Raw genomic sequence first — 24,773 nt, 5'->3', positions numbered from 1 at the left:
GACACAATAATAGCATAGCGATAATGAGCCTAACATTAACTTAATCATTATCAGCGTCTAAAATATTAGCTGGCTCTATGCGAATCTTTTAAACCGCTTTAAGCTTAACTAAAAATTTTTGCGCTTTAATGATTTATTTTGGTTACAATAGTGCTAATGAATAAACACTAATTTATGAGTTTTAAATGCAATTTCCTGATGATGATAATGGCCAGCTTCTTGCTGAAATTTCTGCCGCCGGTGTAGATTTAAGTAAAATGCAACAAATTGATTTTTACATTTTATTTGAACAACAGGCTGATGCCGAAAAATTTGCAACTGAGATTGTAAACGATGCATTAGTGCAAACTGCTGATGTTGAGAAATGTAAAGATACCGGTGTTTGGGAGGTAATAGCCCATGTAAAAATGGTTCCAGAGCATGCACTTTTAGGCCAAGCAGAACAATATATTGAAAGTATCGCTAATAGCTTAAATGGTTATGGCGATGGTTGGGGATTAGACGCAGAAGAAGTATAACCCTAATTTCATGATGAATGAGATATCCAGCTTAGCCTATCGGCTTAGCTGGTTTGCTTTTCTAAAGCTGCCTTTATAATCAAAAAGTTTATCTGCTACTTTCCAGCCATACTTTTTACTTTTTCGAGCAATCACAAAATCCGGTGGTATTAAATCAAACTGGGCTTTTATAACTTGCTCTGCACTGATAAATTCAATTGGTGACTGTCCCTGCCCTACACGCTTACCAAATTGCTTATTAAAGTAATACTGTGATCCTTTGTTTGCTAAATCAAAAACTTCATCACAACTGGCTCCGTCTTCATCAAAATAAGTAACTTTTAACAATTGCTCTTTAAGTTTAGTCACACTCAAGCCACTACAACGAAGTACTAATGCATCTTTAAGATTTAACGCATTACGAAGCTTATCATCAGGATCGGCCATCACAGCACCACAGTCATGGCATTTTCGAGCAGCAATATCATTTTGTGCGCCGCACTGCTCACACTCTTTAAAACGAAAACGATAATCGCATTGCTCGCTTACCCCATTATCGTCCTCTAATAAGCCTTGGCAACGCCTACCAAAGTGCTCGATTACTTTGCCATCAGCCTCTGTTTTACCCCAAAATATATTGGCAAAGCCACACCCAGGACACAGCACTTGCACGGGTTCATTATCGCTATCGCCTTTTTTATCACCAACCTCAGGGTAGAACAAGTCAAAGCCATTACCCGCATAGTCAATCACTAAACAATCATCTTTACCCTCAGCCAACCTTAAACCTCTACCGACAATTTGCTGGTATAAACTTACTGACTCTGTGGGCCGTAAAATAGCAATAAAATCTACATGGGGTGCATCAAAGCCGGTAGTAAGAACCGATATATTCACTAAATACTTTACTTTTTTAGCTTTGAATTGTTTAATTATTTTATCGCGTTCGCTATTGGGAGTATCTCCGGTGATCAGCGCACTTTCATCCTCGGGTAAATAAGTCATTATCTCTTGTGCATGCATAACCGTAGCAGCAAATATCATCACGCCATGGCGCTTCTCACTATATTGAATAACCTGCTGCAGAATTGTTTGAGTTGCACGGGTCGATTTTTTTAACAGCGCATTCATATCCTCATTGCTATACTGCCCAAATGCATTGCTAGTTAAAGATGAAAAGTCATAATGGCTAATTGCAGCATCAACCTCTTTAGGGGGAGTTAAGTAGTTATGCTTGATCATATAACGCAAAGGTAATTCAAAAATACAGCGTTTGAATGGGCTTTCCTTATTACCACGCACAAAGCCATGGTAATGATGCTGATAAATCCAGCCTAGCCCTAATCGGTAAGGCGTCGCGGTTAAACCTAATACTTTTAATTCAGGGTTGTGAGATTTAAGTGCATTAATAACTTTTCCGTATTGGCTTTTCTTTTCGCCATTTACTCTGTGACACTCATCAATAATAAGTAATGAGTAGTGCTCATTAAGTTTATTTAGATTACGCGATAACGACTGCACACTGGCAAAAGTAACTTGGTGGATTAACGACTTCTCTTTGAGTCCTGCGGAAAATATACTCGCCTCAAGACCAAAGCTTTTATATTTTTGAGCATTTTGCTCCACTAATTCTTTTACGTGCGCCAACACCAATATTTTTTGTTTAGCAATACGCGCAAGTTCAGCTATCACCAAACTTTTACCCGCACCTGTAGGTAAAACAATAACAGCAGGTTCGTTAGTTTTTCTAAAGTGTAAAACGGTGCGTTCAACCGCTTCGCTCTGATAGGGTCTAAGGGTGTAGGTCATTTAGATATTAACTTAGTTTATGTAGTTAAATTTTAACAAACAAACCACTTTTTAATAGCCATTTATAAATATTTAAAAAGTTTTAATTATATTTCCTTTAAAAATAAAAAACGGCCCCAGTATCTGGGGCCGTTTAACTTTTAACTTAGAACTAATTATTAGTTTAATAAGTCCTGAAAAGTAACATTAGAACTTTTGAGAAATACCAGCAAAGAACTGACGACCATAAAGTCTGTAGTTACTTTCATCAGTGCTACCATTAGATGCAGTTTCGATGAAAGGAGGTAACTCATTAGTTAAGTTACGAACACCAAACTGTACTGTAGTATCAGTGCTGAATGTGTATTGACCTGACAAGTCATGGTAAACCTGTGAGTCTATAGTAGCTTTCATTCCCTCAAGCTCACCTGCAGCATTGAAGAAAGAAAGGTCAGCATATTCTAGGCTTGAAAGGTAGTTAGCTGCGTAAACAACTCTTAAGTCATCTAACATGTAAGTTGCATTAAATAATACTTTGTCTTCAAAGTAAGACGTATCATTTTCAAAACGACCAGCTAAATCTTCAAGATTAAACGTTGCTGTTTCTGCGTTGAAGTTTTCTTCACCTCTTTCTAAGAAATGAGTCCAAGCAAGGTTAAGGCGTAACATACCTTTAGGTAGCTCATAGCTGTAGTTTACATCTACGTCTATACCTTTAGCTGTCATACCAGCAAGGTTAGTTGTACGGCTATCAACTTTGTCGATAGTACCATCTGCCGCACGAGTGATTTTAGCACACTGCTCTTCTAGAAGACCTGTGTAACAACCATTCATGATGTCTGTAGTATCTAAAGAATCGATTTTACCATCGATGTTGATATCCCAGTAATCAACTGTGATACCAAGGTTATCGATAAAGTTTGGAGCCCATACGAAACCAACTGTGATTGTTTCACCTGTTTCAGCTTGTAGCTCTGTGTTACCACCTACGCGAGTACGAATTTGAGAGTCAGTGCTTGAGTGACCACCTGTTGGTACACCTTGAGTGCCACATAATGCTTGACCTGCAGCTGATAAATCACCGTATCGAGCAGCGCCACATGGATCAGATGCTGTTTCAAAAGAATCCGCAGCAGGAGAATATAGATCATCTAGTGTAGGTTCACGGTATACTTCTGAGTAGTTAGCACGGAATTTCAAACCATCAAAAACGCGCGACTCTAACTTGGCATTCCAAGTAAAGCTAGTACCAGTCGTACTGAAATCATCGTAACGACCGCCTACTGTAAGATCAAGAGTTTCAACACCCATGTCTGCAATTAACGGGATTAAGAATTCAGCTGTTGCTGCAGTGTAATGTCTGCCAAGACCTGTAAGTGGTTGACCAGTATTACCTGTCACTTCGTCAAAGAATTTACCTGAGTCAGTTACATCTTCAAATTCTGTCTCGTAATACTCAAGTCCGAACGCGCTGCCTACATAACCTGCAGGTAGTTCAAATAACTCACCTGACACGTCTATGCGAACTTGGTGGAATGAATCGTTGTAAGAATCACCAAGAGGAGCCGTAACATAATCAAGCATTTCTTGAGTTACAGTACCTGGACCACCAAATACATTTAGCGATACACAACCGGCAATTGGGTTAGCTTCTGTACCACATACGATGTTACCGTCAGCGTCTTTAAATGAAGGACCCATTGCATTTGATAAGTTAGGACCATATAACTGACCAAAATCAGTATCATTTAGGCTATTAGCGCCATAGTTGTAGTAAGCGTCATAGGTCCAAGAATCATTAATATCACCAGTAAGACCGATCACGTTTTGGAAGCGAACATAATCTTGCTCAAATGAACGACCGCCTTCAAGCATACGACGACGTGAACGAATTACATCTTCGCCAAATGGGTTGTAGTAGTTATCTGCAGAAACACCATTTACCATGTTACCAGCAGAGTCAGGTACTAAGTATCCTGGATCAAAACGAGTATCGTAAGGAACAGCGGCAAGCTCTTGACGAGATTCACGTTTGTTGATACGAGTTTCTGTGTATAGCGTTACGCCGTCAAAAACTTCAAATGACGTGTCAACAAAGAAGTTTACTACTTCATAAGGTGTTTGCATTAGGTTAACTGGAGCGTAGTTATATGTATCGTTATTCGCACCACCACCAACGAAAGGTCTCATGTCACCTGCTGCAGGTTTACCATCAGCACCTGTTGGACAATTACCATTTGTGAAGCTACCTGGTTGATTTCTAAGGTAGAAGTTACCACATGGAACAGAGCCTGAACCTAAAATAATTACGTTTGCATTATCTGGATCATCTTGTGGAGTGATTAGGCCATTTTCATAAAAGCTTTTAGCTTGATCTGTAGAACCTACGTACCAAGGGTATTGGAAGAAATCTACACCCTTTACATCGCCTTGATAGATTGGGTCTTGTTGAGAGTAATCAAAACCAACAGTAATATGACCTGAGTCAAATTCTTTACCAGCTACAATTTCAAAGTTTTCTTGCTTGCCTGCGCTGAAATCGTCGTACCAAGAAGTATTAGCTTTTAGTTCAATACCTGTAAATTGCTTTTTAGTGATAACGTTAACAACACCTGCCATAGCAGCTGAACCGTAAGTTACAGACGCGCCATCTTTAAGAATTTCGATTCTTTCGATCATTGCAGATGGGATGTTTTGGAAATCACTTGAAACAGGTTTGCGACCATTAATTAGTACAAGTGTTCTTGACGAACCTAGACCACGAAGCTCTACGAATACACCACCGTTACCGCCGTTGTTTGTGCTTGTAGTAGCTGGTGAGCCCGACATTACAGGGTTTGACTGAATGAATTCACCAACATTACTGATACCCATATCACCCATAGACTCGCCAGAAATGGTAGTGATTGGAGCAACACCTTCAAGATCAGTTCTTGTTAAACGTGAACCGGTTACTTGAATTCTTTCAACTTGTTCTGCACCCTCTTCTGCAGCAATTGAGCTTGCTGAGAAAGCAGCAGTAGAAGCTGCACCAAAAGCGATCGCTAAACGAACTGCTTTTGAAACTTTGTTATTTAACATTTGATTCTCCCTAGAATACTATTTGTTTTTTTATTTTTGACCACTTTTGTTAATTAAAATGTGATCATGCCCTAGATGATAATACTTTGATCACAACACGGTCAACATTAAATTAACCTTAAAAACACTTTAAGTGACTTCTCGTTATCATTTTTAAGTTTATTTGGTTCGCTTTTTAAGCTTTTTTTTGGATTTGATTTAGAAACAACCCAAAAACAAAAAGATAAACATTTGATTTGAAGGGTAATTATCAATTTATGTTAGATTTTTATTTTGTAGTGATTTAAAACAATTTTGTAATCATGATCACAAATGTTAACTTTAAAATTTACAATTTTTATGCGAAATAGGAACTTATAATCGAAAAAAAACCTACAAAGCACCTATTTTCCTCATAGCTAAGTTAAAATAATGTAGCTTGAGTAGATTCAGTTGATGTGTTTAAAGCGCTTAATATCATTTGCGCTACGGGTTCAAGCTGTCTTTGAATGTATAGGAGGTAATTAAGGGTGTTTTTACCGGTATAAAGCTCAGCGCCGGATACTGCGTAAACATATTCGATTACTTGCCCGCGTTTTATTTCAAACTCAGGATGGCTTGCTTTGTGTTTTTTAACTGCTTGAACGTGAGGTGGGATATTTTTAATATAATCGCTCAGGTGCTGCCCTAAACGCTTTCTATAAACGAGCTTGTGGTCAAAGTCACCGCTGTATAATTTTTGCGTGAAGCTGTTTATTATATTGTGCAGTTGCTGTATTTCGAAGTGACTAGAGAAAAGAGTTTCAAACAACTGTATTTGAAACTCCTGTGCAAACTCAGTCCAATCACTGCGAACGGTTTCCATACCTTTAAAGACCAACTTTTTTTCATTTTTTTTGGTTACTTGACCAACATAACGTTTTTTAGAACCTGTTTTTTTACCTCGTATAGTTGGCATAAAAAACGGACTGTAATGGGTTTCAAATTCAATTTCTAAATAGCTTTGTAAGTCATAACGCTGCCTTAAGTCGACCTGCCACTTTTCGTTTATATGTCGAACAAGTTGGCTGCCAATCTCGTTGCATTGCTCAGGACTTGTATCTTCACTGAGTTTTACAAACGTAGAGTCGGTATCACCATATATCACCTCAAAGCCTTGCGCTTCTATCCATTTACGAGTTGTTTGCATTATTTCATGGCCACGTAAAGTGATAGAACTCGACAAGCGCGGGTCGTAAAACCGACAGCCTTTAGAGCCCAGTACACCATATAAGCTATTCATAATAATTTTAATCGCTTGCGATAGCATGGGTTGATTAGTGTCTTTTGCCTTTTGGCGAGTTTGTGTCAGGTGCTCAATTAATTTAGGCAGGTGGTGTTGCGTTCTTGAAAATAATGCCTGATTAAATCCTTCAACCGCTTGTTCTGGCTCATTTAGCCCTGCGATTAAACCTAGCGGGTCAATACAAAACGTACGCATAATTGACGGATATAAGCTTTTAAAATCAAGTACCAATACGTTTTTAAAAAGCCCTGGAGTCGACTCCATCACATAGCCACCAGGGCTTTCAAAAGATAAACCATGATCGCCTAAGTTGGGAGCAACATAACCACTGCGATGTAACAGCGGTAAATATAAGTTTGTAAATGCGGCAACCGAGCCACCCATGCGCTCAAGTTCTAGCCCGGTGATTTGAGTTCTGACTATGGCAAATTCAAATAACTTTAGTTTTTCGAAAATCTGATTAACCAAAATGCAGTCTTGACGATTATAAGCCGCTAGAGCGAGCTTATCTTCATTAAATTGACGAACAATTTCTGTTAATCGGTTATCGGTTTTTATTAATTTAGATTCGTTAAGCACTCGCTCTGCAACATTGGCTAACGAAAAGCTGTCAAATCGATAAGTGGCATTCTTCAAGGTATCAATGCCATCAATGACGCACCGCCCCGGAAGCGTTAATCGAGTGTAATGGCCTTTATTAATATATAAAGGTTGATTATCTCGGCCAAAGTTTAGAGTAAGCCCTAACGCCTCAGCGCGTTCTTGCAATAAACTAAAATCAAAATCAATAACATTCCAACCAACAATAACATCGGGGTCATTATTTATAATGTACTGCTGCAGCTTGGTGAGCAGGTTAATTTCGTCGAAGCACCAGTCTATTTCAAATGTCGAGTCGCTCTGCAGCTGTTGCTCACCTATCATCAATACACAATCTAAACCATTTCCCACCAGTGCAACACTAAATAACACCCCGTCGCCATTGCATTCTATATCCAAAGAAACAGACTTAAGCGTTGGCGTATACTCGGTGTTTGCTTTTAGCTTTGCATCACTAATTTCAATAAAGCCGTTTTGAGCTTTGGCGTTACCGGTTACCCATACACCTCCTTTAATAAAGCGCTCCATTAAAAAGCGATCACTGTGGCGCACATCGGCTTCGTAAATTGGCATTACTTGCTCTAAAAGAGCTCTTGCAGTGTATAGGCTTTTTATATCGTTAAAGTAACAGGCAACACACTCGCTACCACTAAAGTGACAAAGCTCAACATTATTAAACTGGACGTTAACACTCGCCTTAGTCAACAAGGTATTCGCTGCCTGCTGCTGTGCTAATGGGATGAAGAATACCGCTTGCTGGTTTTCAATCGTCACTTTTATCGGGCCCTGATCAGAGCTTAGCCAGTAACACAAAGTAATACCTTGTGCATTTTTAGCCCCGTATTGTTGCCTTGATAAAATAAAGCCCTGATAGATTGCTTGTGTCAATGTTCGATCCCACTTAATATATACACTGTAATTATATACATATTTTAGGTTAATCATCACATGCTATCGAGCTCACTTAAAAAAACAATTAGACAAGTACACCAGCATGTTGCAAATAACCTAACCGATTACCGCCCTCGCAGTAGTCAAAACTATTTAGTTGCTGAAATCGCCAAAACATTAGCCGGTGAATACCATAAAAAACAACGTATTTGCGTTATTGAAGCAGGCACAGGTACCGGCAAGTCATTAGCATACTGCCTAGGCGCTCTACCGCTGGCATTAGCACAAAAAAAGAAACTGGTTATTTCTACAGCTACGGTCGCTTTGCAAGAGCAGTTAATCGCTAAAGAGCTGCCGTTTTTTAAAAAGCACTCCGGGCTCGATTTTAAATTTGATTTAGTAAAAGGCCGCCAACGTTATATTTGTGCACACAAACTTCATAATGCGCTGAACAGCGATAGCCAAACTCAAATGGAGTTTATGCCTACCCTTACATCGCCACTTAGTGATATGGAAACTAAATGCTTAAAGCAACTTTACGATGCCTATGTAAACAAAAAATGGCAAGGCGATAGAGACAGCTGGGCTGATACCATTCCTGATAGGGTATGGGGACTAATCGCCTGCGATAAGCATGCTTGCCAACGCCAGATGAAAGCACACCAAACATGTCCTTTTCAACTCGCCCGCCAGCAGTTAATGCAAATGGATGTATTAGTTATAAACCATTCGTTACTATTAGCCGATTTAGATTTAGGGGGCGGAAAAATTTTACCCGAACCCGACAATACCATTTATATAATCGACGAAGCGCATCACCTTGCGCATATTACACGCGACTTTTCATCTGCTGCAGCTACCATAAAAGGCACGATAGATTGGCTCGACAAACTCACTAAATTTAGTGGCAAAATGGCCAAAGTGTTAGTGGGGCAAAAAGGTATTGGGCAAAACTTTAAGTTATGCGATAGCGTTAACGATGCTAACAAAGATTTAAAAGTAGTCCGCGATATTCTCGACAACGCCGATTTTGAATATTCAAAAGACGATACCTATCGCTTTGAACATGGTGAAATTCCTAAATCGCTACATGCGAAGGCAAAAGACATTAGCGAAGCCACGCTTGATGCATTACGGTGTTTGAATAAAATGCACGATACCCTCACACAAGATGTAAGCGACGGTGATATTAAACCTTATGTTGCCGACCCCATTCTGGCTGAAAGTGGGCAATACATAAACCGGTTAGAACAACTTAATAAATTATGGTTTAGTTACGCTACTAAAGGCGAAGGCACGCCGCATGCGCGTTGGATAAAACGACTTGAATATAAAAGCCATCATGATCACTTGCTTAGCGACTGCCCCATTGAGGTCGGTTACTATTTAAAAGATAAGCTGTGGAGCGAATGTGCTGGAGCCGTGCTATGTTCTGCTACCTTGAGCGCACTAGGCTCATTTGATCATTTTGCCTATGAAAGTGGCCTTGCTAAAGAAGAAGGGGTAAAGTTTATTAAAGTCCCCTCCCCGTTTGACTACCCAAAACAAGCCACTCTGCGAATTCCGACGTCAAGCATAGAGCCAACAGATAAAGAATTTAGCGATCATATTGCTAAAACACTACCCGAGTATCTAAACACTAAAAAAGCCAACTTAGTATTATTTGCCTCTTACTGGCAAATGGACCATGTAAGTAAGTTCCTTAGAACAAAAGGATTTAACTTATTAGTACAAGGTGAAATGTCACGAGAAGCTTTACTCAAATTACATACTAAAAATATTGATGAAGGCAAAGGCAGTATTTTATTTGGCACCCAAAGCCTTTCTGAAGGACTTGATTTACCTGGTAAATATTTAGAAAACCTAATTATTACAAAAATTCCATTTGCGGTGCCCACATCGCCAATAGAAGAAGCACAAGCGGAGTTTGTGCAAAGTAAAGGCGGTAATCCGTTTTTATCTATAACCGTGCCAGACGCAGCAAAGAAATTGGTACAAAGCTGTGGTAGACTGCTGCGCAAAGAAAGTGATATTGGCACAATAACTATTTTAGATAGACGCTTAATCACCAAACGATATGGCAAAGCCATGCTCGACACCTTACCACCTTTTAAAAGACAAATAGATTACTGATGTTTGAACTTGCACTCGACCCAACAACTTGGGCTATTTTATGTGGCGTTGCACTTTTAGCAGGCTTTATTGATGCTATTGCTGGCGGTGGTGGTTTACTCACTGTACCGGCACTGTTAACGGCGGGATTACCTCCTCATTTAACGCTCGGCACTAATAAATTGGCCGCCAGTTTTGGCTCGTTAACTGCCAGTATTACCTATTATAAAAAACAATTATTTAACCCACGATTTTGGTTTGCTTCTATAATCGCCACCGCCATAGGTGCTTTGTTAGGCACACTTATTGTTGATCATTTAAGCATTGAGTTTTTAAATAAGCTCTTACCCATTATTATTATTTTAGTGGCTTGCTACAGCTTATTTGGTAATTTAAGTACCACACAAAGCGACGACCTACCTGAATTAACCCGCGCAATAAAAATTAAACAGTGGCTACAAGGGTTAAGCCTAGGCTTTTTTGATGGTTTGGCGGGGCCTGGAACGGGAACTTTTTGGACTGCCTCAAACGGTATGCTTTATAAAATGAGTTTGCTACTTAATTGTGGTTTGGCGCGTTCAATGAATTTTGTTTCTAACTTTATCTCGCTGATCACCTTTGTTGCACTTGGCCATGTTAACTTTTTACTGGGAATTACAATGGGCTTCTTTATCATGCTTGGTGCATGGTTTGGCGCACATTCAGCGATTCGTTTTGGCAGTAAATTTATTCGTCCAGTATTTAATACGATGGTTATACTTTTAGCATTAAAACTAATTTACGAGGCATACTTTTAATATGCAATCTGCTGCTTTAGACAAACTACGCCAACAAGTTGCTACGCTTAAGCAACAAGCAGAGCAATTTGACAAAGCAAAGCTCTTTTCTAAAAACCGGTATATGCAGGCACAGCCGAGCCTATTTGACAGAGCCGTGTTTAGCACCAAAAGTATGAACTTAGCCGACTACGTAGTAGAAATAGAAGATGAAATAGCTAGCCTACCACCTAGCGAACACCGCCATGCTTACACCTATGCACTTGAGCGTATTGCCAGTCAGGTACAAGCGGTATTTAATGTTATTAAATCGACCCCTATTTGGGTGAAAGAAAATAAAAGTCATTATAAGCCTCGTGCTAAACAGCCTGTTTATAAACAAGCGGTGCAAAAAATCATGCAATCATCCCACGAGTTATATGACGAACTTAAACAAAACCATGAATTTGAACGTCGCCTAGTACTGATGATTGAAGAGCGTAAATTGCAAATGGAAAAAGCATCGCCTGCGCAAGCACAAAAGCTTAACCAAGAAATTTTAACTACTCATGCACGACTCGGCCGTTGTAGAAAAGCGATTTCTGCCACCGAAGACAAAATTCAACAAGTAGAAAAACAACAGCTACGCTAATGCAGCTTTTTTATCACCCTCTCTACTCTGCTTTAACGCTCCATGAGCGCCATCGATTTCCAATTAAAAAGTATCAGCAGCTTAAGCATGAAATAGAGCGCTTAGGCTACACCCAATTTATATCGCCTTCGCCTGCAACTACAGCGCAGTTAAGCTTATGCCATAGCTCAGATTATATTGCTGACTTTTTAAACGGGTCGTTAACTGACAAAGCGGTGAAGAAAATGGGATTTCCTCACTCTCCTGAACTTGTTGAGCGAACACTTTACTCTGTTGGTGCCAGCATTCAAGCCGCAGAAAGTGCAATTAAAAGTGGTTTAGCGGCTAATTTAAGTGGCGGTTATCATCATGCTTACAGCAATTACGGCAGTGGCTTTTGTATTTTTAATGATTTAGCCATTGCGGCAGCGCACCTTATTGCAACGAAGCAAGCCGACACCGTATTAATATTTGATTGCGACGTACACCAAGGTGATGGTACCGCGCAAATAACCCAACAGCACGAGCAGATAATTAGTTGTTCAATTCACTGTGAACAAAACTTTCCTCGGCAAAAACAGCACTCAAACTACGACTTCGGCTTACCTGCAAACACCACAGATGCAGAGTATTTAACAACACTAGAGCAAGCTCTTGAGTTATGTGTTCGTCTGCACCAGCCCGATATTATTTTATATAATGCGGGCGCCGATATTTATACCAAAGACGAACTTGGCTTATTTGATGTTTCTTTAGCTGGCGTATACGCGCGTGACTTTACCGTTCTTAACTTTTGTAAGCAGCGAAACATCCCGCTTATGTGCGCTTTAGGTGGCGGTTATCAACGTAACATCAACAATTTAATTAGTGTCCATAAGCAACTATTTAAAGCGGCTCTCGATTTATAACAATCCTTGGTATAGACTCATTACAGACAATAAAAAAGAGTGACAGGAATATGCGATTAGATGACGACATACACAATTTTTACGAAAAACTCGTTTTAGAAGAAATAGAAAAACGTAAACTTAATGAACGTTACAACGACGATGTAATGGCTGACTTTTGCTGCACCGTTCTCAATCAATTACCACCCCGCTATATTCGTTACGATGTAGATATGGCGTTTTATTTAACTCAAACAGATCGTTTAGATATGCAGCAACGCGTAGAAGTTGCCATTAATTTTGCGATTGATCAAATAGCTAAAAAGAAAGCGCTCCATGAGTAACCCACTAGAAGAAGCTCCTACACACGTGAAACTGGCTGTTGATTTAATTATGATTTTAGAGCAACACGATGTAGAGCCAGAAGAAGTATTAAAAGCGCTCGATATCGTAAAAAGTGACTTTGAAAATAAAGTAACAAAGCGCACTTAGCGCTTTTTACTTCCTAAACGCAAACCCTATTTGTAGATTGTTGTACCAGTAACAATAACTGCGCGGCCGCTTTAGCATCATCTAATGCACGGTGATGGTTAGTTAAATCTAAATTAAAGTGTGCAGATAAATTCCCCAGTGAGTACGACTTTAATCCCTTAAATGCTTTACGTGATTCAACAACGGTACATAGTTTTGGCATTTTAAAGTTGATTCCCAGCCCCTCAAGCTCTTTTTTAATAAAGCCATAATCAAAATTAACATTGTGAGCGACAAAAATACTACCCGAAAGCTTATCTAATAAAGTCGAAGCAATGTCGCTAAATATAGGCGCATCACTTACCATGGCGTCGTTGATACCGGTTAGTTTAGTAATAAAACGAGGGATAGGCCGATCTGGGTTTATCAGCGTAGTCCATGTATCAATAATGTTGCCTTGCTGTATTTTAACAACACCAATTTCGGTAATTCGGTTCCCCCCTTTTAGGCCCCCTGTTGTTTCAATATCTACCACACTATAAATCCGCTTAGGATCTACATACCAGTTTACCGCTGCAATATTTACGATAAAGCCACAGTTTTTTAAATTATCGATACTCACTAGTTGGTTTCTTTTGAGCTTATCGCCAGGCGCTTTAACCTCTTCAAAATGAACGGCGTTATTATCAACAATCATTAAATCGGGATAACCGTCTTTTAGCTGTCGGTAGTTCTTTGCCATATTTTTTAAATGCTGAAGTAAAGCCGTTATTGGGCTATTTAATATAAGCATCTCTACTGGCTTTAACACATCTGGGTGCCACCTAAATAAGCCATTTGGTTGCTCATAATACTTCGCGGCATGGTTACACACTAAACGCAGCAATTTGGGGGTACTATTACACGCAGCCAGCCGCGCTTCTATTTGTGAGGATTGATTTAAGTAAAAGGAGTCTGTTTTTAACGCTTGTGGGAAAATATCAAATTCATTACAAAGCGGCGTCGGGGTTTCAATAAATAGCTCTTGCCAAAAAACCAGCGCAAATAGGCTTTGCCACAAAGTATTTTCAGTATAAAAAACCTGTTTGCCTTGACGAGTGTAGTGATCGCTTACACCTAACTCAACATCGCCGCGGTAGAGTTCATCAACTTCTATAATGCAGCGTGTACTGGCTAACATTTCACTGAGCCGCGAACGGGTTTGCTTGTTAAATTTACGCATTAAAAAGTCATCTGCAAAATACAGTAACTCATCAGTAAGCGGGTTTTCTATAATTTGCTCAAGCTGCGTTTTTACCCATTGCTTATTGCCTTGTCGATATTGCTCCCTTATTTGAATCTCGAGGGCTTGTGCATCGTCTTCGCAAGCATTAAGTACATCAAACGCAAGTGTTGGGTTAGTTGTTTTTAGTTGCTTATAAAGTGTAACCAGTAACTTGTTTTTTAACTCTTTTGCAATATCCCCTAACGCTACTTCATTTATTAGCTTCTTTGCTAGTTCCTCTCTTTCATTGTCATCTTTTGTATTTTTAAGCGTTAGTCGCAAACGGTTTAATGCATAGTTAGACTGAGCTTCCTCTATTGAATCAAAGCGCGACAAGCTTTCACTATGCTCTTGTCTAACAGGTGTTACGCCTAAATCTCGCAGTACAAATCGATTTTGATGATTAATATCGCCTGCACTGAGCCTGCCAATATATAAAAATTCAAAATACTCGTAGTACTCTTCTCTATTATTTATCACGTACTGATTATATAAGTGTGCAAGACACTCTGGCTTAGATTCAAAGAATGAACTAGCTATTTCAACTAAGTTACTTTTAGCAGCGCTTTTTTTAAATAATGGCGGTTGTTCTTGCTTTTCTAGCAGCTCTATTAAGGCCGGTTTTGTTAGGTGACTTAGTAGTTGCCTATGATCTTTATCAGAGGGTTCTACAATTAACTTTGCCGCTTTTAATTTAAAAAGTGCTTGGTATGGCAAGCTAATTTCTTCGTAGTTTAATGATTGGGTTTGAACTAAATAAGGCTTACGAGAATAAATGCGCGCCAACATACACTGGCTCTGTTCGTCGAGCGTGTTTATTTTACTAATAAATGAAATATGCTTTTGCTCGAGTAAATGCATGCATTTCTCGCTCACAAACGTTAATAGCTCTCTAAAATGTGCCAAATAATATTTCGCTGGTAACTCTTTTTTCATAAAACCGCCCATACTGTATATAAAAACAGTATCTAGTATCTCGTTATTTTTATCAACCCAATAAAATTTTTATGCATACGTATTACTATTGAAATATCTTTTTTAGCGTGATCACTCTGTGCTAAGGTTGCCAGCAAATTTAGTGCTACTTTAACTACATTACACATAATAAAAATTAGGATTGAACAACATGACGACACAGCATGCAACTAAAGGTGAGCATAGCGCACAGACTAAGTGCTCGCTTTTATATGTTATTTTTATATCGGCCGTTGCCGCTATTGGTGGCTTTTTATTTGGTTTCGATTCAGGCGTTATAAATGGCACCGTATCGGCATTGGGTAATACATTTAATTCAAGCAGTGTTGCAACTGGTTTTAATGTTGCATCTGTATTATTAGGCTGTGCATTAGGGGCATTCGCCGCTGGCCCATTAGCTGACAAGTTTGGCCGTCGCGCTATTATGATTGTCACTGCCATTATATTTGCAGTCAGCGCTTTTGGCTCTGGCATTGCAGATAGTTCTGCTGAGTTTATTTTTTACCGCTTGTTTGGCGGATTAGGCATAGGTGCAGCCTCTGTTTTAGCACCTGCTTATATTGCAGAAGTAGCACCAGCAAGTCTACGTGGTCGCTTAGCTACACTGCAACAACTCGCTATAGTTCTTGGTTTATTTGCAGCTTTTTTAAGTAACTACCTAATTGCTAACGCTGCTGGCGGTGCCGAGGGTATTTTAATGTTAGATTTAGCCGCGTGGCGCTGGATGTTTTGGGCTGAACTTGTTCCTGCAGGCTTATTTTTAATTGGTGTACTGTTTATCCCTGAATCACCGCGTTACCTAGTTGCACAAGGTAAACTTAAACACGCTAAAACTGTATTTAACAAAATCTCAAATGATAATGCAGATACACAAATCAGTGACGTGAAGCAGTCTCTGCAAAGTGATAAAAAGCCAAGTATTCGCGACTTATTTATTGATGGCAGTAAAAAAGTACACCCTATTGTTTGGGTGGGTGTAGCTTTATCTGTTTTCCAACAATTTGTTGGTATTAACGTGGTATTTTATTACGGCTCAGAGCTATGGCAAGCCGCCGGTTTTGATGAATCACAATCACTGTTTATTAATGTACTTGCCGGCACCACCAATATTTTATCTACCTTTATTGCTATTGCCTTAGTCGATAAAGTAGGCCGCAAGCCACTATTATTGGTAGGTAGCTTAGGTATGTTTATTAGTTTAAGTGCACTTACTTACACCTTTGGTAGCGCTGGACTTGATGAAGCAGGCAAGTTAGCACTTAGCGAAAATATGGGTACCTTTGCATTAATAATGGCTAATTTGTTTGTGGTATTTTTTGGCTTAAGTTGGGGCCCTATAGTGTGGGTGCTACTTGGCGAAATGTTTAATAACCGTATTCGCGGTGCGGCCCTTGCTGTTGCAGCTAGCGCGCAATGGATAGCTAACTTTGCTATTACTATGACCTTCCCGATTATGCTCGGCAGTATTGGTTTAGCTGGCGCTTATGGCTTTTATGCCTTATCGGCATTTATTAGTGTATTTTTTGTGGTCAAATACATCAAAGAAACACGCGGTATGAAATTAGAGTCAATGTAATTACTTAGCCTGAGTAGCATCGACTTGCCATTAGTTTACTCAGGCTAATCCTCCGTCCTATTATCTTTCTGCTCATAAAACTAATTAGATACATTTAACCATTTGGCAAGCGAATACTCTCTGGCACGGTGTAAGCTTTTGCCTGTTAAACCATTATCAACTGAGTATATTACCAATCACAGTGTATAAATCATCACTATTAATTGGTTTGGCAATAAAGTCATCCATACCGGCTATTAAGCATCGCTGTTTATCTTCTTCATAGGCATTAGCCGTAATCGCTACTATAGGCACTCGCCAACCTGTTTTAAGTTCCATAACTCTAATCGTACGTGTGCATTCATAACCATCCATGTTAGGCATTTGGCAATCCATTAAAATCAAATCAAACGATTGCTCTTTTAATACATCAAGAGCCTTAATACCATCCTCGGCCATAACAACCACAGCTTTAGTCGGCTCCAACATTTTTGAAATAACCTGCCGATTTATCGCATTATCTTCTACCAACAGTATGTGCTTACCCAGTAGATTTGGTTGCAAAGCTGCTTTTTTAGGTAAGGTTGAGGGAGCGTCTGCTGACTCTGGTGCGCTAATACTAAACGCAAACGTACTACCTTTACCTTCTTCGCTATGTAACTGAATTTCACCGCCCATCATTTTTATCAGCTTTTGAGAAATAGCTAACCCGAGCCCTGTTCCCCCATATTTACGAGCAACGCCCACATCAGCTTGAGTAAATTCGCTAAATAACAGTGATTGCTGTGCCTTCGCAATACCAATGCCACTATCTTCAACGCTAACTTGAAGCATATTATCGTGATAATCAAACGACAAATTCACAAAGCCTTGCTGCGTAAATTTATACGCATTAGAGAGTAAATTAATGATCACCTGATTTAAGCGTAATTCATCAACACTAATGCACAGTGGCAAATTCTTAGATTGAATAACCGTAAACTCTACCTCTTTGGCAGCAACAATCGAGGAAAATAAAGAACGTATATTTTCGATAAATGGAGTTAGCTGCGTAGGCTTAATATTTAGCTCCATGGCATTTGCTTCAATTTTAGAAAAATCTAAAATATCGTTAAGAATATTAAGCAAGTTTTTTGCACTTTTTTGTTGTGTGATTAACAACTCCTTTTGTTCGGTACTTAAGGACTGATCTCGAAGCAAAACCTCTCCCATACCTAATATGCCATTCATAGGTGTTCGAAGTTCGTGACTCATGTTTGCTAAAAATTGTGACTTAGCAATATTTGCTTCATTGGCGAGTTTAACTGCTTGTGTTAATTCAGTTGTTTGCTCTGCGACTTTCTCTTCTAATTGCTGATTAAAATGACTAAGCTGTTTATTGAGATCTTCATTTTTTACATTAGAAGCTTGCAAACTTTTAATTGAGTGTTGTAGTGCATTGCCCAACATTTCAAATTGTTGCTGTAGTTGCAGCACTTCATACCAACTAGAATCTGTATTAAATACGTGTTTTTTAGTTTTACTAAAGCTATTAATTAAATGAGTGAGCTCTATGATGGGTTTAACCAACAAATGGGTAAATTTATGAATAAATAAAACCACTAGTGCAATAGAGCATAATCCTAATAACATAGTAGGCAACCATGCAGCCACTACCACCATAGTTAAATGTTTACGATTATATAACGATATAACCTGCCAACCTGTGTTGTCGTCAACATACTGATTTGTATGGTACATCTCGTTATCATTTGAGCGAAAAAGTTGATTGCCACTGAGGCTTTGAAGACTAAGTTCCTGCTGCTTAAAATCACTGAGCGCAGCAAACTGGCTTAACGAACTAAATACCACTTTTTTATCTGCATCTAGAACAAGTAAATCCCCATTATATTCAAATAAATTTGGTATAAACCGCTCTAATTGATCTAGCTTAAGTGATCCCTCAACGACCCCATAAAACTCATCATTTTTATAAATCGGGGCGGAAAGCGCTACAATGGGTTGATCGCCTAATCCTCTGCCTTGAAAAACACCACTGATATAGCCCAACGGGAACTGCTGAGCTTGAGCAAAATAAGGACGATCATTAATATAACGCTGACTCTGACTCAAACCACTGAGCAATTCACTCGGTATACTTTTCTCGACATAACCTTCAGAGCTGGCATATAGACTAGTTACAAAGCCAGGATATAATTCCATTAGCCGCTCTAACTGCTGTTGTATTGATACCCCAGCACTTATTGCATCACTGGTTATTACCATGGCACTTTTATGAAACAATAAATAATCACTCAGCTGGGCACTGATCGAACGAGATTTTTCTTTAAGTTGAGTGTTTACTTCGTATTCTAAGCGCGAATAATGCTGATTAACCAAAAAGACACTGGTGATCAAAACCACTAAAGCAATAATTATACTTACAACATAGCTTAATATTCGGGCCAGAGGCTGCCCTTGATAAGCTCGGCTTGCATGGGGGACAAATATACTCACCAAGTCGACCAAAGCCAACGCTATCATAGCATTGATTAAGTATTTTGAGGCAGCCACAACAAGTGTAAGCCAAGGAAGACCTATAACAAAGTGACCCAACACCCAGACCAGTGGTAAGCCAACTAAAAACCAAAACACTGCACCTAAGGGAAGTATTGGCTTAGAACGCTTTAAACAAAAGGCATAAAGCCAAAACAACTCAAGCACATAAACAACACTGTTCCAGCTATGTCCCCAGCGATAAAATAAAAAACCAGTTACAATCGCTAAGCTAAGGAGAGAATAACGAAGCCCTGCAAACACTAGGCTAAGTATTACAAACGTCTGACCAAATAAAAATTCAGAGCTATCAAAAAAATACAGAGGTAAAAGATTAACGCAACCTCCAATAAGCCCGAGTAATATTGCCAGCGCCCATTTATTTCTCTGAGATGTCATATTGACCCTTAATAGCTTTATTGAACACCTGCGGCGTAAAGTATAATCACGAGTTTTAATTATTACTTACCCATTAGCTATTGTCTATAAAGACAAAGAATTAGCTAAGTGCGTAAAAGCTAGAATTAGCGCACGAATAACAAAATAAAATATTAGAAAATAGATAAATGGAATTTTAATACACCCAATGTTGTTTGAAGTGTAAGTTGGCATAAGATTGAAGCTTATAATGGCATAAAGTTACTAAATACAGGCTTTATGTAGCTAACCACTTAATAATACAGCCCAGTTTAGCTGACTACTCTGTGCCTTGAGCAGACCTTGAAAATCTTTAATGTCCAAAATCAAGATTTGATAATCATATAGAAAGCTTCTCGAGTTTTTCGATACAGTTGTGTTGACCAAAACATAAACTGTATTTCGAGGAGCTTGGTATGAAACTATATGGTGGAATTGACTTGTATTCAAAAAATTTTGTTGTTGCTATCATTAATGAACAAGGTGAAACACTTACCGTTAAGCGTTTAAATAATGACATGTCTGTCATTTTATCTTTTCTAAGTCCTTATAAAGACAACTTAAAAGAGCTTGTTGTCGAATCAACATTTAATTGGTACTGGTTAGTCGACGCTTTAATGGATACAGAATTTAAAGTCCACTAAAAACTTATTATCAGTACAAAGTTGCTACATGCGACATCTTGGATATAAGCTCAGTAGCAACAAAATAAAACAAATGGCCGCTATCAGAAAAGGCGTTGATACTGAGCAGGTACATGCAGACTTTGCTCAATGAGTACAGCACTGCCAGTCATTTCTAACCTCTCATTAATACGCTGTAGCAAATTAATGTGATAGAAGGCACTATTTTAAAACAAACATCACTCTCCCCTGAGTTTATGAACCTAACCAGTATTGATGGAATTGGGAATACCTTAGCACTGACCATTATGTTAGAGACAAGCACTATTGAACGTTTTGATAGGCCAAGTAATTTCTCATCGTATTGTCGCTGTGTTAAAGGAGCAAGGTACCGTTATGGAAAGAAAAAAGGCGCTACGAATCAGAAGAATGGTAATCGTTATTTAGCGTGGGCGTTTACTGAGGCCGCTAATTTTGCCATTCGGTACAACCCGACAATCAAAAAATATTATCAACGAAAACTGGCTAAAACGAACCAAGTTATCGCAATTAAAACGGTTGCGCATAAGCTCGCAAGAGCCTGTTATCACAGGCTTAAAGATAATGTCCCATTTGATGAACACAAGGCGTTTACTTAGCGACTATAAAAAAATTAGGTTAACGTGTTGATCTAGTAATGGGGTTGATAAAGCCACTAGATTTGATTGAGCCTGCACGTTACCGCTCATATTTTAAATACTGGATATGTCCAATATTTGAGCCACAAAGGGTTGGTTATGTGTAGTATAAACCACAGAATTGTTACAGCGCAGTGTGTAAACACAGCCAGAAACTGGACTGACATTGGTACTAAACGATGACTGAGGCGAAAGCCAAGGGCATTAATTAATCATCAATAATGCTTAATTAAACTGCCTAAATTCATATCGCGTTTTTTACCTAAGCCATAGTGCATATTCACACCAATCGACGTCATTACTAGGTGCGTAGTCATATTTAAATTGAGTTTAAACAATAAAAACACTTGGTTTTTGAATAAAAGATCAAGGAAACACAGCTGCCTGCTTGACCGGAACTTTCTAATGGGTGACCCCATTCACTTCAAAAATATTAAAGGATGGTTGGTGGCAACTAAATTGTGACCTTGAACTAAATTCTTCTCCTGAATTTAAGATAGAAAAAAATCAGTATCTTTAAAAAAGTTTTATCAACTCATCTAAAAAACGTGGGTGCTCCAACAATTGTTTTTAGCTATTCCTTTCTTTTTTATTGGTGGTATACCTTGGTTAGTTTGGGGTGTTTCCGTGCGAATTTGATGCTGTTCGCGTGTTAAATTAGGTTTTGATTAATGGCTTTTATAACGGCCTGAGTGCGGTCTTCTACCTCTAACTTAGCAAGGATTTGTGACACATGATTACGAATAGTCCCCTCAGAGTTATCTAATTTTTTGGCAATCACTTTGTTCGACATGCCTAAAGACAAACACTGCAATACGGTTTGTTCTTTGCCTGTTAAGCAGAGCTGAGGGCTTAACTGCTTTTTGAGTAAAAAATCAGTCACCGCACTTTGCAATACTCGCTCACCTGCAACGACCTGCTTGATAGCGCTAATAAGTTCTTCAAGCTCAATGTTTTTAAGCACATACCCACGAGCACCTAGATTAAGGGCTTTGACTAATACATCACAATCTTCAAATGTGGTAATGATCAGCACAGGGGTTTTATCACCCTTTTCACGCATTTTTTGCAGCACGCCGAGCCCATCTAAATTCGGCATTCTCATATCGAGTAAAGCAATGTCAAAACTATGCTCAGCTAATAGTGCAAGCGCTTGTAAGCCATCTTCAGCTTGGGCTTCGATATTAATGGCGCTATCGAGGTTGAGTAAATTAGCGAGGCCTAAACGAACTAAGGTCTGATCTTCAACTAGTAGGCACTTTATCATGGCTTTTTTCTTCTAAATTTAGTGGTAGTGTCATGGTATTGATCAGTGTTTCTTGCTCAAGGTGTTGTGAAAATTCACCGCCAAATTGTGCCATTCGCTCATTTAATCCTGCTAATCCGTTCCCTTGTTTTGGTAAATGGGTCTCTGGTTGATTGTGATACGCTTTTGCAATTAACAGCGGCTGTTGGCCAACGTGGGTGACATTTACATGCAAAGTAAAATGGTTTGCTTGGGTATGTTTAAGGGTGTTGCTGATCATCTCTTGGGTAAACCGCAACACACACAATGCAAAGTCTTGCGGGAGCTGCTCTGTCTCCTTACTTAGTTGGAGATCACAGTGTAAATTAGGTGTCAGTTCGCAAATGGCCTCAAGAGCTTGCTTAAGTATCGTTTTGTCATTGCGCTGAGTGGAAACGATTTCGCGCACCTCAGCCAATACTTCTTGGCTAAGTTGGTGGCAAAGAGAGAGGGTTTCAACGGTGGCTTCATTTGCAGCTCTTTTAGCAAAATCTAAATTAATGCTGAGCGCGGTAAGCTTATGGCCGAGCGAATCATGGAGCTCGCGTGATATGTTTTGTCGCTCTTGCGCTGCATGCATCGCCCCCATCATGTGTTGGGTGGCTTTTAACTCTTTGTAGTTTTGGCGGGATTGGTAATGTGTATTTAAACTTTCGACAATACGCCGGCTAACAAACCAATTCATCAAGCAAAAGAAAAACCAAATTGTAAACGTGATCCAAGGAATGCCATTTTCCCAGCGCGCATAATGCGTTAAACCATACACCAGCATGGCGGCCACATCGCAAGCCAGTATTTTAGGAAGCGAAAAATGAGGACTAAAAACCGCGGTAAACATCACTAGGTGGATAAAAACTAAGGATGTTGAACTCAGTTGTATCATTGCCAAAATAAGCAGGAAATAGCCAAGCGCTACGCCGTGAACAAATTTGTTGGGCTGTTTTAACACATACAGCAAAATAGCTAAAATGGAACCACTTACTATGATTTGCAAATATAGTGCTAATTCTGAGTTGGCATAATAGGCACACGCCGATGTCACCCCAAGCCACGATGCCAATGTTGAGAAATGCCAATCGGTTGTATGTCGTATAGTTGATTCCATTACTGTGGCCATATTTTTTTAGCAATTATTGCAGAACTCGCGTTGTAAAAACAGTGACATCTGTCATAGCTCGGTCTATGAGCTTTGTGACTAGTGCCATGAAACCTCATTCATTTATGCTTGATTAATAAAAGTTAGTTGGGCACATTAATGAATAAAGACAGTCGATTACACTACATTGATAATTTACGCAGCCTCGCGCTATTGCTCGGCATCGTATTTCATGCCGCTTTAGCCTACAGTCCGTTCTTTCGCAATATTTGGTTTACGGCAGACCCAAGCACACATGGTCTATTTGATTATATTACGCATACGCTGCACTTATTTCGGATGCCGTTATTTTTTATTATTGCAGGGTTTTGCAGTGCACTTTTAATAGATAAATCGAGCAACGCGCGCTTTTTACATCATCGCAGTAAACATATTCTACTGCCTTTTATTGTATTTTTACCGTTAAGCTTTGCTGTTTACTACCATGCCTTGAGTTTTGGAGCCGGTATAGCTAATCCAATACCGCCGATTTTTGCTGTGTTTAAAGTTATTAAAGAGCCTGTTGTTAGCACTATGCACTTATGGTTTTTGTGGAACTTATTCCAGTTTTGCTTAATTCACTGGTTGTTGAAAACAACTAACTTATTAGGCAATAAATTCGATGCGCTTAGCGCTCACCCTTTATTTATGTGGGTTGTACTTCCCATCGTGTTAACGTTTTCATTAATGGGGCAATCTATTCCATTTCCTGCTCCTGATAAACTCACGCCACAGTTATGGTCGTATGGTTTTTACGGCAGTTTTTATTGGTTAGGAGTGGGGCTTTATAAAAAACAGCAGCTCATTTGGTCATATCATAAGTACTTATGGCCTCTTATTTTGGGTATTGCAATATCGCTGACTGGTTATTTTTCTTTATTACCAGCCGCGCCAAGCTTAGATGAAGTGATTGCCGCCGCAACTTCGGGGTATTTTGCCGCAGCGGGAGAGCTACATGTATTACATGTTTTATCACAAGGACTGAGTGTTATTTTGTTAACCGCCATAACGTTTTTACTTGGGCATCGTTTTTTAAATCACCAAAGTAAGCTCAGTCGCAGCATCTCAAATGCATCATATTGGATTTATTTAATACATGTGCCAGTGCTGATTTATATTCAGATGCCATTGATTAATACTAATTGGCCAGTTTTAGTAAAGTTTATAGTAAGCGTTGTGGTTACATTATTTATAGGTCAAGTAAGTTATTTATTATTAGTTAAAAATACGTGGTTGGGCGCACTACTTAACGGTAGGCAAACCAAGAGAAAGGTAATACAGTCAGCTTAAATGTCGTCACTTGCTAATGACTTAAAAGTAGCACTACATA

Annotated in this window: 18 protein-coding genes; 11 read left to right on the top strand and 7 right to left on the bottom strand. The window is 39.2% G+C overall.

The window, feature by feature from the left end; translation table 11 throughout:
- Positions 1-185 precede the first annotated feature (185 nt).
- Complete coding sequence (locus ACZ5WS_RS08685; RefSeq protein WP_075169602.1) at positions 186-518, top strand: ribonuclease E inhibitor RraB; 333 nt, start codon at positions 186-188, stop codon at positions 516-518.
- 36 nt (positions 519-554) lie between these two features.
- Here the strand turns inward: ACZ5WS_RS08685 and ACZ5WS_RS08680 are convergent, their stop codons facing one another.
- The 3 genes from ACZ5WS_RS08680 to ACZ5WS_RS08670 all read right to left on the bottom strand — a co-directional run bounded on the left by ACZ5WS_RS08680 (position 555) and on the right by ACZ5WS_RS08670 (position 8,118).
- Positions 555-2,306: a DNA repair helicase RadD gene (locus tag ACZ5WS_RS08680; RefSeq protein ID WP_138605005.1), complete on the bottom strand. Its 1,752-nt coding sequence runs from the start codon at positions 2,304-2,306 to the stop codon at positions 555-557.
- Positions 2,307-2,492: 186 nt separating this feature from the next.
- Entirely contained in the window at positions 2,493-5,366 is a 2,874-nt protein-coding gene (locus ACZ5WS_RS08675; protein ID WP_138605006.1) for a TonB-dependent receptor domain-containing protein, read from the bottom strand.
- Between the two features lie 403 nt (positions 5,367-5,769).
- Entirely contained in the window at positions 5,770-8,118 is a 2,349-nt protein-coding gene (locus ACZ5WS_RS08670; RefSeq protein WP_464707762.1) for a DNA polymerase II, read from the bottom strand.
- Positions 8,119-8,178: 60 nt separating this feature from the next.
- Here ACZ5WS_RS08670 and dinG point away from each other — a divergent pair, with 60 nt between their 5' ends.
- From dinG to ACZ5WS_RS08640, 6 genes are read left to right on the top strand one after another with little or no spacing between them, the layout of a single operon-like run.
- Positions 8,179-10,254, top strand: a complete 2,076-nt coding sequence (gene dinG, locus ACZ5WS_RS08665; protein WP_464707759.1) for an ATP-dependent DNA helicase DinG — start codon at positions 8,179-8,181, stop codon at positions 10,252-10,254.
- Positions 10,254-11,030 (top strand): TSUP family transporter, encoded by a 777-nt coding sequence (locus ACZ5WS_RS08660; RefSeq protein ID WP_054202433.1) that lies wholly within the window; start codon positions 10,254-10,256, stop codon positions 11,028-11,030. Before dinG ends, ACZ5WS_RS08660 begins: the two co-directional genes overlap by 1 nt.
- Before the next feature lies 1 nt (position 11,031).
- On the top strand, positions 11,032-11,640 hold the full coding sequence (locus tag ACZ5WS_RS08655; protein ID WP_054202432.1) for a primosomal replication protein: 609 nt from the start codon (positions 11,032-11,034) through the stop codon (positions 11,638-11,640).
- Entirely contained in the window at positions 11,640-12,527 is an 888-nt protein-coding gene (locus ACZ5WS_RS08650; RefSeq protein ID WP_464707754.1) for a histone deacetylase family protein, read from the top strand. The genes ACZ5WS_RS08655 and ACZ5WS_RS08650 overlap by 1 nt, the downstream gene beginning before the upstream one ends.
- Before the next feature lie 50 nt (positions 12,528-12,577).
- Positions 12,578-12,850 carry a late competence development ComFB family protein gene (locus tag ACZ5WS_RS08645; RefSeq protein WP_138605010.1) on the top strand — a complete coding sequence of 91 codons (273 nt, stop codon included), beginning with the start codon at positions 12,578-12,580 and terminating at the stop codon, positions 12,848-12,850.
- Positions 12,843-12,998: a YbaM family protein gene (locus ACZ5WS_RS08640; RefSeq protein ID WP_138605011.1), complete on the top strand. Its 156-nt coding sequence runs from the start codon at positions 12,843-12,845 to the stop codon at positions 12,996-12,998. The genes ACZ5WS_RS08645 and ACZ5WS_RS08640 overlap by 8 nt, the downstream gene beginning before the upstream one ends.
- A gap of 13 nt (positions 12,999-13,011) precedes the next feature.
- Here ACZ5WS_RS08640 and ACZ5WS_RS08635 read toward each other — a convergent pair whose 3' ends face one another.
- Entirely contained in the window at positions 13,012-15,177 is a 2,166-nt protein-coding gene (locus tag ACZ5WS_RS08635) for an exonuclease domain-containing protein (RefSeq protein WP_464707747.1), read from the bottom strand.
- A 190-nt stretch (positions 15,178-15,367) separates the two neighbouring features.
- Here ACZ5WS_RS08635 and ACZ5WS_RS08630 point away from each other — a divergent pair, with 190 nt between their 5' ends.
- Positions 15,368-16,792, top strand: a complete 1,425-nt coding sequence (locus tag ACZ5WS_RS08630; RefSeq protein ID WP_464707745.1) for a sugar porter family MFS transporter — start codon at positions 15,368-15,370, stop codon at positions 16,790-16,792.
- A 156-nt stretch (positions 16,793-16,948) separates the two neighbouring features.
- Here ACZ5WS_RS08630 and ACZ5WS_RS08625 read toward each other — a convergent pair whose 3' ends face one another.
- Positions 16,949-19,705 (bottom strand): hybrid sensor histidine kinase/response regulator, encoded by a 2,757-nt coding sequence (locus ACZ5WS_RS08625; RefSeq protein ID WP_464707743.1) that lies wholly within the window; start codon positions 19,703-19,705, stop codon positions 16,949-16,951.
- Between the two features lie 434 nt (positions 19,706-20,139).
- Here ACZ5WS_RS08625 and ACZ5WS_RS08620 point away from each other — a divergent pair, with 434 nt between their 5' ends.
- Both ACZ5WS_RS08620 and ACZ5WS_RS08615 read left to right on the top strand, forming a co-directional pair.
- Positions 20,140-20,367, top strand: a complete 228-nt coding sequence (locus ACZ5WS_RS08620; protein ID WP_249363147.1) for a hypothetical protein — start codon at positions 20,140-20,142, stop codon at positions 20,365-20,367.
- A gap of 188 nt (positions 20,368-20,555) precedes the next feature.
- Complete coding sequence (locus ACZ5WS_RS08615; RefSeq protein WP_464707740.1) at positions 20,556-20,984, top strand: transposase; 429 nt, start codon at positions 20,556-20,558, stop codon at positions 20,982-20,984.
- Positions 20,985-21,675: 691 nt separating this feature from the next.
- On the opposite strand, the gene ACZ5WS_RS08610 is transcribed toward ACZ5WS_RS08615, so the two are convergent.
- Both ACZ5WS_RS08610 and ACZ5WS_RS08605 read right to left on the bottom strand, forming a co-directional pair.
- Positions 21,676-22,290 (bottom strand): response regulator, encoded by a 615-nt coding sequence (locus ACZ5WS_RS08610; protein WP_138605015.1) that lies wholly within the window; start codon positions 22,288-22,290, stop codon positions 21,676-21,678.
- A complete protein-coding gene (locus ACZ5WS_RS08605) occupies positions 22,268-23,413 on the bottom strand; it encodes a sensor histidine kinase (protein ID WP_464707737.1) in 1,146 nt (381 codons plus the stop codon). The genes ACZ5WS_RS08610 and ACZ5WS_RS08605 overlap by 23 nt, the downstream gene beginning before the upstream one ends.
- A gap of 150 nt (positions 23,414-23,563) precedes the next feature.
- Here ACZ5WS_RS08605 and ACZ5WS_RS08600 point away from each other — a divergent pair, with 150 nt between their 5' ends.
- Positions 23,564-24,733, top strand: coding sequence for an acyltransferase family protein (locus tag ACZ5WS_RS08600; protein ID WP_464707735.1), 1,170 nt, complete (start codon positions 23,564-23,566; stop codon positions 24,731-24,733).
- The last annotated feature ends 40 nt before the right edge of the window (positions 24,734-24,773 follow it).

The organism is Pseudoalteromonas sp. 11L1 (genome assembly GCF_055397545.1).
This window is presented reverse-complemented; position numbering and strand designations above follow the sequence as displayed.